This is a genomic window from Gordonia sp. N1V (assembly GCF_029269935.1).
GTDB classification, from domain to species: Bacteria; Actinomycetota; Actinomycetes; order Mycobacteriales; family Mycobacteriaceae; genus Gordonia; species Gordonia polyisoprenivorans.
Map to the genome: position 1 here is coordinate 333,617 of NZ_JARJDD010000005.1, position 14,226 is coordinate 347,842.

Sequence of the window (14,226 nt, forward strand, 5' to 3'; positions counted from 1 at the left end):
CCGCCCACGGCGCCTGCACTAGGCTCCAACCACACGTCCAGTGCGTCAGAAGCCGGTGTGATTCCGGCGCGGTCGCGCCACTGTGTCGGGGGTGTCCACGGATGCGCCCGGAGTCAGACCTGTCGCTGGGCACCCCGACCACACGACCGGGCGCGCCACCCCGGTGAGGAGTTCTCATGATCCTGTTGCTGTCGACCTCCGACACCGACCTCATCACCGCCCATGCCGCGGCCGCCGACTATGCGATCGCCAATCCGTCGCGGCTGCTGGTCGACGACATCGCCGATCTGGTTGCGCCGGCGGACATCGTCGTAGTCCGGATCCTCGGTGGGCGCCGCGCGTGGGAGGACGGGCTGGAAGCTGTACTGGCCGCCGGTCGCCCGGTCGTCGTCCTGTCCGGTGAGCAGCAGCCCGACCCCGATCTGATGGCGTGCTCCACCGTTCCCGCCGGAGTCGCCCAGCAGGCCCACAACTACCTCGCGGCGGGGGGCGTGAGCAATCTGGAGAACCTGCACAACTTCCTCTCCGACACACTGCTGCTCACCGGCCTCGGCTTCGATCCGCCCGCGCAGACCCCCGCATGGGGAATCCTCGATCGCTCCGGCACTGCGCGCGCCGACGTTGCCAACGCGGGCCACGACGGGTCGACTCCGACGATCGCCGTGCTCTACTACCGGGCGCAGCATCTGGCCGGCAACACCGCCTACATCGACGCGTTGTGCCGCGCCATCGAGGACGCCGGCGCCCGCGCACTGCCGGTGTTCTGTGCGTCGCTGCGCACCGCTCCCGACGACCTCATCGAGCTGCTCGGTACCGCCGACACGCTCGTCGTCACCGTCCTCGCGGCCGGCGGCGCCACCCCGGCCACCGCGTCGGCGGGCGGTGACGACGATGCCTGGAACATCGAACGCCTTGCCGCCCTCGATATCCCGATCATGCAGGGCCTGTGCCTCACGTCCTCGCGGGCCGACTGGGACGCCAACGACGACGGGCTCTCGCCGCTCGATGTCGCCACCCAGGTCGCCGTGCCCGAGTTCGACGGCCGGATCATCACGGTGCCGTTCTCGTTCAAGGAATTCGACGAGAACGGGCTGCCCACCTATCGTCCCGATCCGGAGCGATGTGCACGGGTCGCGGGCATCGCCGCGGCCCATGCCCGGCTGCGCCACACCCCCGCGGCCCGACGTCGTATCGCGTTGATGCTCTCGGCGTATCCGACCAAGCACGCCCGCATCGGCAACGCCGTGGGCCTCGACACCCCGCGCAGTCTGGTGTCGTTGCTGCGGGCAATGCGCGACGCGGGATACGACATCGGCCCGGAATCCGGCCCGGACGCCATTCCCGGTCTGGCCGAGGACGATTCCGATGCGCTGATCCATGCGATCATCGCAGCGGGCGGTCAGGATGCCGATTGGCTGACCGAGGAGTCGTTGGCCGCCAACCCGATTCGGGTGTCGGCGGCGGACTACACGCGTTGGTTCGCGACGCTGCCCGCTGCGTTGCGTGAGGCTGTGACGAGACACTGGGGGCCGCCGCCGGGGGAGTTGTTCGTCGACCGCTCGACCAATCCGGACGGTGACATCGTCATCGCCGCACTGGTTTTCGGCAACACCGCGATCATGGTGCAGCCACCGCGCGGATTCGGGGAGAATCCGGTCGCGATCTATCATGACCCGGATCTGCCACCGTCGCACCACTATCTGGCGTCGTATCGCTGGGTCGCCGGGCGGGCGGGGCGAGCGGGCGACATCCCCGGCTTCGGCGCTGACGCGGTGGTGCACATCGGCAAACACGGCAACCTGGAATGGTTGCCCGGTAAGACACTCGGCATGTCCTCGGACTGCGGAACCGATGCCGCCCTCGGCGATCTGCCGCTGGTGTACCCCTTCCTCGTCAACGATCCCGGCGAGGGCACCCAGGCCAAGCGACGCGCCCATGCGGTGCTCGTCGATCACCTGATCCCGCCGATGGCGCGCGCCGAGTCCTACGGCGACATCGCCCGTCTCGAGCAACTCCTCGACGAGCACGCCAACATCTCCACCCTCGATCCGGCCAAGCTGCCGGCCATCCGTCAGCAGATCTGGACGTTGCTCACCGCGGCGCAGATGCATCAGGATCTCGGGCTGACCGAGCGCCCCGACGAAGAGGTCTTCGACGACATGCTCCTGCATGTCGACGGCTGGCTCTGTGAGATCAAGGACGTGCAGATCCGCGACGGACTGCATGTGCTGGGACAGGCTCCCGCCGACGAGCACGAGGTCGACCTCGTACTCGCCATGCTGCGCGCCCGACAGCTGTGGGGCGGGACGGCGGCCCTCCCGGGACTGCGTGAGGCCCTGGGCCTGACCGAGGGCAGCGGCGAAGCCGCGCGCACCGACGTCGACGCCGTCGAACACCTCGCCCGCGAGATCGTGCAGTCGTGTGCGGCGGGGGACTGGTCGGAACAGACCGTCGCCGAGGTGGCCACCGGGCATCCGCCCGCGGTCGCCGACATCCTGCGCTTCGCGGCCACCGAGGTCGTCCCGCGGCTGCGACAGACCTCCGGGGAGATCCCGCGCGTGCTGCACGCCCTCGACGGTGGGTTCATCCCGGCCGGTCCCAGCGGATCGCCGCTGCGTGGTCTGATCAACGTGCTGCCCACCGGCCGCAACTTCTATTCGGTCGACCCCAAGGCCGTACCGTCGCGCCTCGCGTGGGAGACCGGGCGGGCGATGGCCGATTCCCTGCTCGAGCGCTACCTCGGCGACCACGGCGAATACCCCGCGTCGGTCGGGCTGTCGGTGTGGGGCACCAGTGCGATGCGCACCTCGGGCGACGACATCGCCGAGGTGCTCGCGCTGCTCGGCGTGATGCCCGTCTGGGACGAGGCGTCGCGCCGGGTGTCGGCGCTCGAACTGATCGGCCTCGCCGAACTCGGCCGGCCCCGGATCGACGTGACCGTCCGCATCTCCGGCTTCTTCCGCGACGCATTCCCCCACGTGGTCACCATGCTCGACGACGCCGTCGCCCTCGCCGCCGACGCCGACGAACCCGATGACTCCAATTTCGTTGCGGCCCATGCCCGTGCCGCACTGGCCGAGCACGGCGACCGGCGTCGGGCCACCACCCGTATCTTCGGTTCCAAACCGGGGACCTACGGTGCGGGTCTGCTCCAACTGATCGATTCGCGGGACTGGCGCACCGACGACGATCTGGCACGGGTCTACACCGAATGGGGTGGGTACGCCTATGGGCGCGACCTGTCGGGCATCCCGGCGGTCGACGACATGCGCAGCGCGTATCGGCGGATCTCGGTGGCCGCCAAGAACACCGACACCCGCGAGCACGACATCGCCGACTCCGATGACTATTTCCAGTACCACGGCGGCATGGTCGCGACGGTGCGCGCATTGACGGGACGCTCTCCGGAGGCCTACATCGGCGACTCCACCCGCCCGGACGCGGTGCGTACACGCACACTCTCCGAAGAGACCAGTCGCGTGTTCCGGGCGCGCGTGGTGAACCCGCGGTGGATCTCGGCGATGCAGCGCCACGGATACAAGGGTGCCTTCGAGATGGCGGCCACCGTCGACTATCTCTTCGGCTACGACGCCACCACCGACGTCGTCGCCGACTGGATGTATGAAAAGCTCACCGAGTCCTACGTCCTCGACGAGCACAATCAGAAGTTCATGGCCGAGTCGAACCCGTGGGCGCTGCACGGCATCGCCGAACGCCTCCTCGAAGCCGTCGAGCGCGATATGTGGCACGAGCCCCCGGCGCAGATGCTCGACGACCTCCGGGCGGTGTATCTGCAGACCGAGGGTGACATCGAGGGGCGCGACGGGGAGTAGCGCGGATTTCTCAGTGTTTTCCCAGAGTCGGTGGGCCCGGGTTGCGGAGCAAAACCGGCGCCTCGTTCGTTGAGCGGTGCAGACACGCAACGAAAGGCCGACTCATGCGACTCGCGTATGCCCTGCTCTATCTCGCCGTCGAGATCGGCGTGTTCGTGGCGATGACCATGACCCTCGGCTTCGGGTGGGCGGTGCTCATCACCATCGCCGCGGCCGTCGTCGGCTTCCTCATGCTGCGCTGGCAGGGTGCGAAGGTCTTCGGCGAACTCCGGCGCGCCTCCCGCAATGAGGTCGACGCCCGGGCACCACTCGCCGACACCGCCATCATGGCCGGATCCTCGATCCTGCTGATCATCCCCGGCGTGGTCTCCACACTGGCCGGCATCGTGCTGCTCGCACCGCCCACCCGGCGCCTGGTCCGGCCCGCGGTGACCGCGTTCGGCGCCCGCCGTCTCGTGGTGGCGATGGATCGCGCCGGAATCTATGCGACCTCGGGTTTCCGACGTGGCACCGTCATCGACGGCACCGTCGTCGATTCGCCTGCTCCCGGCGACCCGGCGCATGCAGGTGCCACCCCGGCCGGCGACCGGCAGCTACCGCCCGGACACTGATCACCGCGCCGACCGCCGTCGCCTCGATCCGCACCGCACCAAACCCCCCGACACCTGCCGACCCCACTCAGGGCACACTGGACGATCGTGGCTACCGAACTCCTGCTCGGCGGACTCGTCTATTCATCGAGCGTTCCCGACGCGACCGCGCTCGCCGTCACCGACGGCGTCGTGACGTGGGTCGGCTCCGACGCCGTGGGCCGAGCCCTGCACCCCGATGCCCGGATCATCGATCTGGCCGGGCGCTTCGTCGCACCCGCCTTCGTCGATTCCCATGTGCATCTGACGTCGACCGGACTCGCCCTGGACGGATTGACGCTGAGTGAGTCCACCAGCCGTACCGACTGTCTCGCACGCCTCGCGGCCGCCGCGGACGGAGCCGACGAGAACGAGCTGATCTGGGGGCTCGGGTGGGACGATTCCACCTGGGCGGGCGTCGATCCGGATGACCGCAGGTTTCCCACGACAGCCGAGATCGACGACGTCGTCGGTCACCGCCCGGTCTACCTCGCGCGCATCGACGAGCACTCGGCGGTCGCCTCCACCGCGCTGCGCCGGCTGGTCACCGACCTCGACGCCGCCGAGGGGTACGACCCCGATGCGCCGCTCGTCGCCCAGGCACACCACCTCGTGCGTGCCGCTGCCCGGACACTGGTGACCCCGGCGACCCGCGCCCGGTGGCAGCGCCGGGCACTCGACGCCGCGGCCGCCGCCGGAGTGGTGGCGGTGCACGAGAACGGCGGACCCGAGATCGCCGGCCTCGACGATTTCCTCGCCCTGGCCGACCTCGACCACCCGGTGGAGGTGCGCCGCTATTGGGGGCAGGCGGCGCAGGACGCCGAGCATGCCGCCGAGCTGCTCTCCATCACCCGCGCCGACGGGCTGGCCGGGGATCTGTTCGTCGATGGCGCTCTCGGCTCGCACACCGCGTGGTTGCGGGAGCCCTACACCGACGATCCGGACACCAGCGGCATCAACTATCTCGAACCCGAGACCATCCGGACGCACATCCACGCCTGCACGCTGGCGGGCGCGCAGGCGGGCTTCCATGTGATCGGTGACGCCGCGACCAAGGCCGTCATCGCCGCGTTCGCCTCGGTCGCCGACGAACTCGGCACACCGGCTCTGGCACGCTGCGCCCATCGGCTCGAACACGTCGAGATGACCGACGCCACCGACGCCGCGATCCTGGCCCGCTGCGGAGTGATCGCGAGCATGCAGCCGCTGTTCGACGCCGAATGGGGTGGACGTGAACGGCTGTATGCCCAACGGCTCGGGCCTCGCGCCGACGGCCTCAACGACTTCGCAATGCTCGCCAAAGCCGGTGTGGCACTCTCGTTTTCCTCCGATTCGCCGGTGACGGCGATCGATCCGTGGGCAACCATCCGAGCTGCGGTGCACCCACATCGGGCGTCGTCGGCGATCTCGGCGCGGGCGGCATTCGGCGCCTGCACACGCGGCGCGTGGCGCGCCGGCGGTGTGCACGACGGACTGACCGGCACGCTGGAACCCGGAGCGCGTGCCGACTATGCGGTGTGGGAAGCCGACGACCTCGTGGTCGCCGGCTCGCACGCCGGGGTGCAGCGGTGGTCGACCGATCCGCGATCGCGCGTACCCGCGCTGCCCGACGTCTCACCCGACGCCCGCCTGCCACGATGCGTGCGGACCGTCCGCGCCGGCTCGATCATCCACGACGTCGACCGGGGCGATTGGTGACGCCCGCACCGGGAACCGACGCCGTCCCCGGGACCGTTGCCGATGCGGATCGCTCCGCCGGCACCGAGCAGTCCCCACCGCGGCGCCGGGATCGGCTGCGCGACCGTTGGACCACCGCCTCGCCCGCCGCACACCGCCGAACGCTGTGGGCGGTACGCACCGTCCTCGCCGCCCTGGCCGGGCTCGCCATGTTCTCGGCCTTCCCACCCCGCAACTGGTGGTTCATGGCGGTGGTGTCACTCGGACTGCTCTACGGGCTGCTGGCTGAGGGGCGTCCCCGCGCCCGGACCGGGGCCTGGATCGGCTTCGTATACGGTCTCGGGTTCTTCGTCCCCCTGCTGCCCTGGATCGGTGTGTACGTCGGACCCCTGCCGTGGTTGGCGCTCGCCGCCGCGCTCGCCGCCTACCTGGCCCTGTTCGGGGTGTGCGCGACGCTGACGATGCGTCTGCCCGTGCCGCCGATCTGGTTCGCACTGTCGTGGGTGCTGGTCGAGGGACTGCGGTCGTCCTTTCCCTTCGGCGGATTCCCCTGGGGTAGAACCGCATTCAGTCAGGTCGACGGTCCGCTGCTGCCGCTGGCGTCGGTCCTCGGGGCGCCCGGGGTGTCCGGGGCGGTCGCACTGTTCGGCGCATCGGTGGTCTGGGTGATCCAGCTCGCCGCCCGCCGGGACACCGCGGTCGGCATGGGCCCACGATCCTCGGTCGTCCGCGGCGCCGCACTGGGCATCGTCCTGGCCCTGCTCGCGCCGGTCTCGGCGATCGCGTTACTGCCCGACACCGTCGACCGCAACGTATCGGGTGCCTCGGCGCAGATCGCGGCGGTCCAGGGCAATGTGCCGCGACTCGGACTCGAGTTCAACGCCCAGCGGCGCGCCGTCCTCGACAACCACGTCCGAGAAACCATGGCGCTCGCCGACGAGATCAACGCCGGCCACATCGAGCAACCGTCGTTCGTCGCGTGGCCCGAGAACGCCTCCGACATCGATCCACTGGACAACCCCGACGCCGCCGCAGAGATCACCGCCGCCTCCGACGCCGTCGGCGCACCGATCCTGGTGGGCACGCTGATCGTCGAACCCGACGGTCGCCCGACCAACACCGTGCTGGTCTGGGACGGTAGCCGGGGCCCCATCGCGCGGTACGACAAGCACATCATCCAGCCCTTCGGCGAATACCTGCCGTGGCGTCCGTTCTTCCGGATGTTCTCGTCCTACGCCGACATGGCAGGCAACTTCCGCCCCGGCACCGGCCCGTCGGTGCTGACCGTGCCCGGACGTTCCGGTGACGTCACCGTCGGGGTCACCACGTGTTGGGAGGTCGCCTTCGACCGGGCGGCACGCGACGCGGTCGATCAGGGCGCCCAGATCCTGTACGTACCCACCAACAACGCCACGTTCGGTCGCACGAACATGACCTACCAGCAGCTCGCGATGTCGCAATTCCGGGCGGTCGAGCACGGTCGGGCCGTGATCGTGGCCGCGACCAGCGGAGTCAGCGCACTCATCGAACCAGACGGATCGATGACGTCGGAATCGGACATCTTCACCCCGGCGATCCTCGCCGACCGGCTTCCGTTGAGTTCCGCCACGACGATCGCCACCCGTCTGGGAGCATGGCCGGAGCGCATCGCGATGCTCCTCGCGGTGGTGGCGCTTTTGGTCGCGGTGGCAATGCGTACTAGGTTCACTCAGAGATTCACGGCGGTGCGGCCTCACAAGGGTGCCGGCACCGCCCCGGAGAAGTCGGAGGAGTACACCGGTGACGAACAGTGACCGATCGCCCGCCGGTGGTGTCGAGCGACCCACCGTGGTCGGGCCCGACGGCGAGAAAGCGCTGGTCGTCATCCCGACCTTCAACGAGCGCGAGAACCTGCCACTCATCATCGGTCGCCTGCAGACCGCGCTGAGCGCCATCCACGTGCTCGTCGTCGACGATTCCAGCCCGGACGGTACCGGTGAGGTTGCCGACGAGTTGGCCGCCGCCGACGTCGCAGGCCGCATCCACGTCCTGCACCGGGTCGACAAGGACGGACTCGGTAAGGCCTACCTGGCCGGATTCGCCTGGGGGCTCGCACGCGACTACGAGGTCATCATCGAGATGGATGCCGATGGCAGCCACGCTCCCGAACAACTACCCGCCCTGCTTGCGGCGATCAACGACGGCGCCGACCTGGTCATCGGCTCGCGCTACGTCAAGGGTGGCGAATTGGTCAACTGGCCGCGCCGGCGCGAGATCCTGTCGCGGGGCGCCAACACCTACGCGCGTCTCGCGCTCGGTGCCGGAATCCACGACATCACGGCCGGTTACCGCGCGTACCGCCGCGCGGTGCTGGAGAAGATCAGCCTCGATACAGTCGAATCCGCCGGGTACTGCTTCCAGATCGACCTGGCATGGCGATCGATCCAGGCGGGCTTCGACGTCCGTGAGGTTCCGATCACCTTCACCGAACGCGAGATCGGTCAGTCGAAGATGAGCGGTGGCGTCATGTCGGAGGCCTTCGTCAAGGTGTTCCGCTGGGGTGTGCAGAGTCGGCTCGCCCAACTCGGCGTACGGCGCTGACGACGCACCAGACAGACAGAACGACGGGCGGCCCGGGAGACGATCTCCCGGGCCGCCCGTCTGTATGCCTGAGTCGGCGATGATCAGATGATCAGTTCGTCGCCCCCCAGAGCTCAATCAATTCGTCGCCCCGCAGCATCAATTCGTCGCTCCGCAGCGCTCGATCAATTCGTCGCTCCGCGACGGCGCTGCTTGAGCAGGTCGAGGCGCTCATTGAGCAGGACCTCGAGCTCTTCCTCGCTGCGCCGCTCGAGCAACATGTCCCAGTGGGTGCGCGGCGGCTTGCCCTTCTTCTCCTCGGGCTCGGCGCCCTCGAGGATGGTGCCCTCCATGCCGTTCTTGCACGGCCACTTCGACGGCACCTCGGCGTCGTCGGCGAACGGGACGTCGAAGATCTCCCCGTTGTCGGTGCGGTATTGGACAATCCGCCGCGGCGCGAGATCGTGATCACGATCGGTTTCGTAGCTCACCGCACCGAGGCGGCTACCCCGAAGTACTCGATCTGCCATTTGCTACTGCTTTCCTCTCGGCTTGCTCGCTGACCAAACCAGCTGCTGAACAGAACCATTCTACTCTTCTTGATCCGTGACGCCCGATGCACGCGACACCGCGCGCGGCTTGTGTCGCGATGAGTACCGCGCACGGTACGGTCTGTGCCGTGGATGCGACCCGTTCCCGGCGAACCTACGCGTGCGCGTGGTGCGGCTCGGCCATGGCCGATTCCGAGATGGGTCGGCGACGCAAGTACTGCAAACGGTCATGTCGACAGCGGGCGTACGAACAGAGAGCGCTCGTGGCGGGTACTTCTATTCCCGACGATGCGGTGATCTTGTCCTCGGCCGAGGTCGCGGAGTTCGGGGACCGGATGTTCGCCCTGCGATGTGCCGCCGAGGACCTCGCCACCGCGGTGGGCGAAGACGCCGACCGCGCCACTCTGTCCGGTCTCGCCGACGAGCTGCTGTCCTTGGCGCGAGACGCGGAGCGACTGCGGTGAACGCCGGCGACGCCCCCGATTCATCCGACCCGAATCCCGAACCGCCATCGGGTCCCGAACCGGCACCGCTGAGTGCCCGCGCCGCAGATGCTCTCGCCCGCGCCGACGCCAATTCCACCGGCATCCGGGCGATCCGCGCGGTCCGCAGGTTGCTGCCGGACGCACCACCATCGATCACCGACTCCCGACCGTCGGACCGATTGGCCCGGTTGATCGCTGACGCCAGACCTGAAAAGCCAAGTGCAACCAGAGAGTTGGGTCTCGCTGCGGTACAGGCCTGGCAATCGGTGACCCGGCGGCGCGGGCACTCCGCGGACACACCGGTCGACGTGACCATCCTGTTCACCGACCTCGTGGCGTTCTCCACCTGGGCTCTCGCAGCCGGCGATGATCAGGTGTTGCGACTTCTGCGAGAAGTGAACACCGCGACCGAGCAGGTGGTCCGGCAGCACGGCGGCCGGATCGTCAAGAACCTCGGGGACGGGGTGATGGCGATGTTCACCGATCCCGACGAGGCGATCGTGGCCGCCTACGAGGCGATCGGTGCGGTCAGCGCACTCACGATCGACGGCTACCGTCCTCAGCTGCGGGCCGGCCTGCACACCGGTACACCTCGCGCGGTCGGCGACGACTTCGTCGGCGTCGACGTCAATATCGCGGCACGCGTTGCCGGTGCCGCCGGCGCGGGTGAACTGCTCATCAGCGACGCGACCCTCGAGAGCGTCGATCCGCAGCGCTATGCCCGCCGCCGACGCCGCCGTTTCAAGGCCAAGGGCGTTCCCCGGGAACTGACCGTATACGCGGTGGTTCCCCGATACGACGCGTAGCACAGCGGATCGGACCGGTCCCGGCGACGTCGTCGCGACCCTTGACCCCGCGATGAGAGATCGGTCCGTCGAGACATTTCCGGCACGTCCGCCACGGCGAGAAAGACCGACGTAGTCGTCCACTGCGACAAGGTGTTTCGATACCTGTGGAAAGAGCTCGCGGGGATTAACCTCGTCGGTGCACAAATGACTGCCCTCGGTCACCGTCGCGGTGTACAAAGGACGTCAACCGCACTCCTGCAACATTCTCGGCCGAGCCAAGACCGAGAGTGTTCTGTGCGCACGGAAACACCACGATGGTTGGGCGGCACCATGACAGTGATCAACAACAAGCAGCAGCAGATGATCGACTTCGAGACGAGTTGGTACACATTGGGCGGTGGCTCGTCCCGTGAGATCACCGAGCAGTTCGGGCTGACCGATCGTGACTTCTTCGCGCAGGTCGATCAGCTCGTCGACGAGGCACCGCCGAGCGGACTGAGCAACTCCGAATTGCGGCGGATGCGCCAGGTGATCCGCCGGCGGTTGTGGATGGCGCGCTGAGCCGATAACACGCCGAGCGCTCGGCGCGCTGACGCGACGTCACGCCGAGGAGGATGGCAGGCTGGGTATGTGCCCACCCGATCAGGCAACCACCCGGATGCTTGCGACCGACAGAAGAGGTCGACGCGCCGTCGCAGATCGGTGGTGGTGCAGTGATGACGCCTTTCTCCGACGACGACCTCGAGCAGTTCTATCGAGGTGTGGAGGCGCGGACAGACCTGACCCCGCGGCGTCGACGGCGTCCGGCGCCGGTGTATCGGGACTGTCCGACGCCGTACAAGGACGCCTTCGGTTCGGAGGCGGCAGCCATCGAGGGGATCGGCCGGATACGGCAGGTCGGTCGGCGTGCGCCGACGCTGCGGTGTTATCGCTGTGACTGCGGGTCGTGGCACATCACCAGCAGCCCGCCGCGCGAGGAGCCACCCCGACCCCCGCGCGGCCGTCGCGGCCGACACAGACGATGAGGAGCATTTCTCCGATGGCCCATGACGCCGACACCGACGTCCCGAGCGGGATCGAGACCGGACCCACCGCCACGGCACCGACCGGACCGCACGACCCGGTTGCCGTTGTCGATCTCGGCACGCCCGACGTCGACGCATCGGCCGCGGCATATGCAAGGCTGCTCGGTCTGTCGCAGCCCACCGACGACATCGGCGTGTTCGCTGCTCGAATCCGATTGCGGCCCAGTACATCTGGTGATCAGCACCGGGTACTCTTCGGAGTCCCCGACGCCGACGGTCATGTGCGCCTACTCCGGCGGCGCGGTCTGGAGCTGACGGCACCGACGGGAGATGACGTGCGCGGGGAGTGGCATGTCGACACGTTGCCCTTCGGTGTCACCCCGGCCGACCCGGTGGCCGATCGCGGGCTGACCGTGTCGGCGCCCGAGGTTGCCGCCGACATCGCCGGTATCGATCATCTCGTGTTCTCCAGCCCCGATCGCAATCACGCGGTCGCGCTGTTCGGTGCCACGCTCGGACTGGATTTCCGGCTCGACCGCCGAGTCGTCGACGGTCTGCGACAGTTGTTCTTCCGCCGAGGCGATCTCGTCGTGGAAGTCGTCGTCCCCGACAGCGCGCCCGCCGACGAGCCCATCCGCCTATGGGGTATTGCGTGGGGGAGCACCGACATTGGGGCTACCCATCGTCGCCTGACCGACGCCGGGGTCGGCATCTCCGAGGTCCGAGACGGCCGCAAACCGGGTACCAAGGTGGCCACCATCAACGACGATGCCCTTGCGACGCGTTCGATCATCATCGGCCGTTCGACCGTCATCGGCACTGACCACCCGCGCCGTGCCGCATCCGTCCACGACGAAGGAGCCCGATGAGCCTGTTCACCTCCGCAGCAGCCATGACCAACAAAGCGGTCATCCCGCTGTTCGGATTACCGGTCGTCGGTCCGGCACTGGGCAGGTCGATGACCGTGGTGACCTACACCGGCCGTCGGTCGGGCGCCACGTTCCGGCTGCCGGTCGCGTATCGACACGGCACTGCGACCTCCGAGGGAGGGGCACCTCGTGACACCGTCTTGATCGGAGTGGCGCTGCCGGACAAGAAGAAGTGGTGGCGCAACTTCACCGGGAACGGTGGACCGCTGTCGCTGCTGCTCGACGGCGCCGAGCGGACAGGACATGCCGTCGCGACACGCGACGAGAAGGGTTCGGTGTCGGTGCGGGTGGTTCTCGACCCGGTCGGCTGAGTGCGGCGCCCGGCTATGCGTTGCTCCCGAAGGTCAGGACGCGACCCGGCCGGCGGACGCAGGGTTCCTGACCGGCATCACCAGTGTGGTCAGTTCGCCACGATCGGCCGAGCGGATCGTGGCGGGCTGATCTCTGCCGCGGAGTTCGACGAGCACGTCCGCGCCGATCGCGGTGCTGATCGCCGGATAGAGCGTCGTCATCTCGAACCAGAGGGTCAGCGCTACACCTGTCACCTCGGCCACCAGGCGCATCTCGTCGCCGAGCTCTGCGGTGCCAGAGTCGGAGTCGTCGTCGGACGGGCACGGGTACGGGCGAAGGGCGATCCGCCCCTCATCGATCTGCATCTCGACGAATTCTGCGGGGCCGCGCTCGAGTGCGTCGAGCAGTCCGGTCCTCGACGTCAGCATCGTTGTCGTCGGAGTCGGCAGCGCCCCGAGCAGCGCACGATGATCCGGGAAGGTGTCGTCGATCAATCGGCAGTGACGCCGGCGTCCGCCGGGAAGCGTGATCGTGAGGCCGTCGTCGTCGACAGTCAGCTCAACGACAGGGGAGTGTCGGAGATCGGCCAGGCACCGGCGCAGGTCGTCTGCGTGGACCGTGCCCGCACACGTCGCGCCCGTCTGCCCGGCGACGAGCGACCGAGTCGTGAGCCGAAAGCGATCGGTGGCAGTCATTGTGAGAGCCCCGTTTTCGATCTCCACGCGAACGCCGCTGAGGACGGCGAACTCCGCGTCGCATGCCGTGGTGGTGAGAACCTGGTCGGTCGCGGCGGCAAACATCGGTCCACTGATCGTCGTCACACCGGGTTCTGGCTGAATGTCCCACTGTGCCTTGATGAGCGAGGCAGTCGACCGTGCGGCTTCGGCCGCGCCGATGATCTCCGCGAGGTAATCGTCGAGACAACGCTTGGCATCGAGCGGTGCGGAGTCGAGCATCTTCCGCACCCCCACGATGGGCATGCCGATTTCTCGTAGGCGTCGAACCAGGACCGCACGGTCACATTGGCCCGGGGTGTACCAGCGGTAGCCCGAGCCTGGATCGACCCGATCTGGCCGCAGTAGCCCGGCGTCGTCGTAGAAACGTAGGGCGCTCGTCGTCAGGCCGCACGCATCGGCGAACGCCCCGATCGACATCATCTCCGAATTGGTCACCGGGACATCATCGGACCTCGACCTACCTGAAGGTCAAGCCGCTCAGCCGGATTCGAGGATGGCGCAGAGGTGTGCCCCGTCATCAACGCATGGCGAGGTCACCGGCGTCCGTTGTGGTGTGCCGGTGACTTCGCGTGTGTGTGGTTGTTGGATCGTTGGTCTGGTCAGGCTGCGTCGGGGTGGGCGAGGAAGTAGTTGATGTCGCCTCGTGGTGCCTGTGGTCGGTGACGGTCGGGTGGACCCAGCCCGGGTGGGCCGAGACTGGGTGGTGGGTGATCGTGTGGATT

At 68.2% G+C, this 14,226-nt stretch carries 13 protein-coding genes and 1 riboswitch; of the genes, 11 read left to right on the forward strand and 2 right to left on the reverse strand.

Going from position 1 to position 14,226, the window contains the following annotated elements; all coding sequences use genetic code 11:
* The first annotated feature begins 51 nt into the window (after nucleotides 1–51).
* Nucleotides 52–118: riboswitch (cobalamin riboswitch) on the forward strand.
* Between the two features lie 58 nt (nucleotides 119–176).
* The 5 genes from cobN to P3L18_RS09565 all read left to right on the forward strand — a co-directional run bounded on the left by cobN (nucleotide 177) and on the right by P3L18_RS09565 (nucleotide 8,719).
* Nucleotides 177–3,833 (forward strand): cobaltochelatase subunit CobN, encoded by a 3,657-nt coding sequence (gene cobN, locus P3L18_RS09545; protein WP_276113959.1) that lies wholly within the window; start codon nucleotides 177–179, stop codon nucleotides 3,831–3,833.
* 104 nt (nucleotides 3,834–3,937) lie between these two features.
* Nucleotides 3,938–4,444: an FxsA family protein gene (locus P3L18_RS09550; protein WP_006372805.1), complete on the forward strand. Its 507-nt coding sequence runs from the start codon at nucleotides 3,938–3,940 to the stop codon at nucleotides 4,442–4,444.
* Between the two features lie 87 nt (nucleotides 4,445–4,531).
* Nucleotides 4,532–6,160, forward strand: a complete 1,629-nt coding sequence (locus P3L18_RS09555; protein WP_079929726.1) for an amidohydrolase family protein — start codon at nucleotides 4,532–4,534, stop codon at nucleotides 6,158–6,160.
* The gene (lnt, locus tag P3L18_RS09560; protein WP_276113960.1) at nucleotides 6,157–7,932 is read left to right on the forward strand and encodes an apolipoprotein N-acyltransferase; all 1,776 of its coding nucleotides are present in this window, start codon (nucleotides 6,157–6,159) and stop codon (nucleotides 7,930–7,932) included. Before P3L18_RS09555 ends, lnt begins: the two co-directional genes overlap by 4 nt.
* A complete protein-coding gene (locus P3L18_RS09565) occupies nucleotides 7,919–8,719 on the forward strand; it encodes a polyprenol monophosphomannose synthase (protein ID WP_020171317.1) in 801 nt (266 codons plus the stop codon). Before lnt ends, P3L18_RS09565 begins: the two co-directional genes overlap by 14 nt.
* 164 nt (nucleotides 8,720–8,883) lie before the next feature.
* Here the strand turns inward: P3L18_RS09565 and P3L18_RS09570 are convergent, their stop codons facing one another.
* Nucleotides 8,884–9,228, reverse strand: a complete 345-nt coding sequence (locus P3L18_RS09570) for an RNA polymerase-binding protein RbpA (protein ID WP_006372801.1) — start codon at nucleotides 9,226–9,228, stop codon at nucleotides 8,884–8,886.
* A gap of 119 nt (nucleotides 9,229–9,347) precedes the next feature.
* On the opposite strand from P3L18_RS09570, the gene P3L18_RS09575 reads away from it, so the two are divergent.
* The 6 genes from P3L18_RS09575 to P3L18_RS09600 all read left to right on the forward strand — a co-directional run bounded on the left by P3L18_RS09575 (nucleotide 9,348) and on the right by P3L18_RS09600 (nucleotide 12,787).
* On the forward strand, nucleotides 9,348–9,713 hold the full coding sequence (locus P3L18_RS09575) for a hypothetical protein (protein ID WP_020171316.1): 366 nt from the start codon (nucleotides 9,348–9,350) through the stop codon (nucleotides 9,711–9,713).
* The gene (locus tag P3L18_RS09580) at nucleotides 9,710–10,540 is read left to right on the forward strand and encodes an adenylate/guanylate cyclase domain-containing protein (protein WP_006372799.1); all 831 of its coding nucleotides are present in this window, start codon (nucleotides 9,710–9,712) and stop codon (nucleotides 10,538–10,540) included. The genes P3L18_RS09575 and P3L18_RS09580 overlap by 4 nt, the downstream gene beginning before the upstream one ends.
* A 321-nt stretch (nucleotides 10,541–10,861) precedes the next feature.
* Complete coding sequence (locus P3L18_RS09585; protein ID WP_026920127.1) at nucleotides 10,862–11,083, forward strand: DUF3263 domain-containing protein; 222 nt, start codon at nucleotides 10,862–10,864, stop codon at nucleotides 11,081–11,083.
* A gap of 155 nt (nucleotides 11,084–11,238) precedes the next feature.
* Nucleotides 11,239–11,547, forward strand: coding sequence for a hypothetical protein (locus tag P3L18_RS09590; protein ID WP_006372797.1), 309 nt, complete (start codon nucleotides 11,239–11,241; stop codon nucleotides 11,545–11,547).
* 14 nt (nucleotides 11,548–11,561) lie between these two features.
* Nucleotides 11,562–12,416: a VOC family protein gene (locus P3L18_RS09595; RefSeq protein WP_006372796.1), complete on the forward strand. Its 855-nt coding sequence runs from the start codon at nucleotides 11,562–11,564 to the stop codon at nucleotides 12,414–12,416.
* Nucleotides 12,413–12,787: a hypothetical protein gene (locus tag P3L18_RS09600; protein ID WP_006372795.1), complete on the forward strand. Its 375-nt coding sequence runs from the start codon at nucleotides 12,413–12,415 to the stop codon at nucleotides 12,785–12,787. The genes P3L18_RS09595 and P3L18_RS09600 overlap by 4 nt, the downstream gene beginning before the upstream one ends.
* Before the next feature lie 33 nt (nucleotides 12,788–12,820).
* Here P3L18_RS09600 and P3L18_RS09605 read toward each other — a convergent pair whose 3' ends face one another.
* Nucleotides 12,821–13,939 (reverse strand): MerR family transcriptional regulator, encoded by a 1,119-nt coding sequence (locus P3L18_RS09605; RefSeq protein WP_276113961.1) that lies wholly within the window; start codon nucleotides 13,937–13,939, stop codon nucleotides 12,821–12,823.
* Between the last annotated feature and the right edge of the window lie 287 nt (nucleotides 13,940–14,226).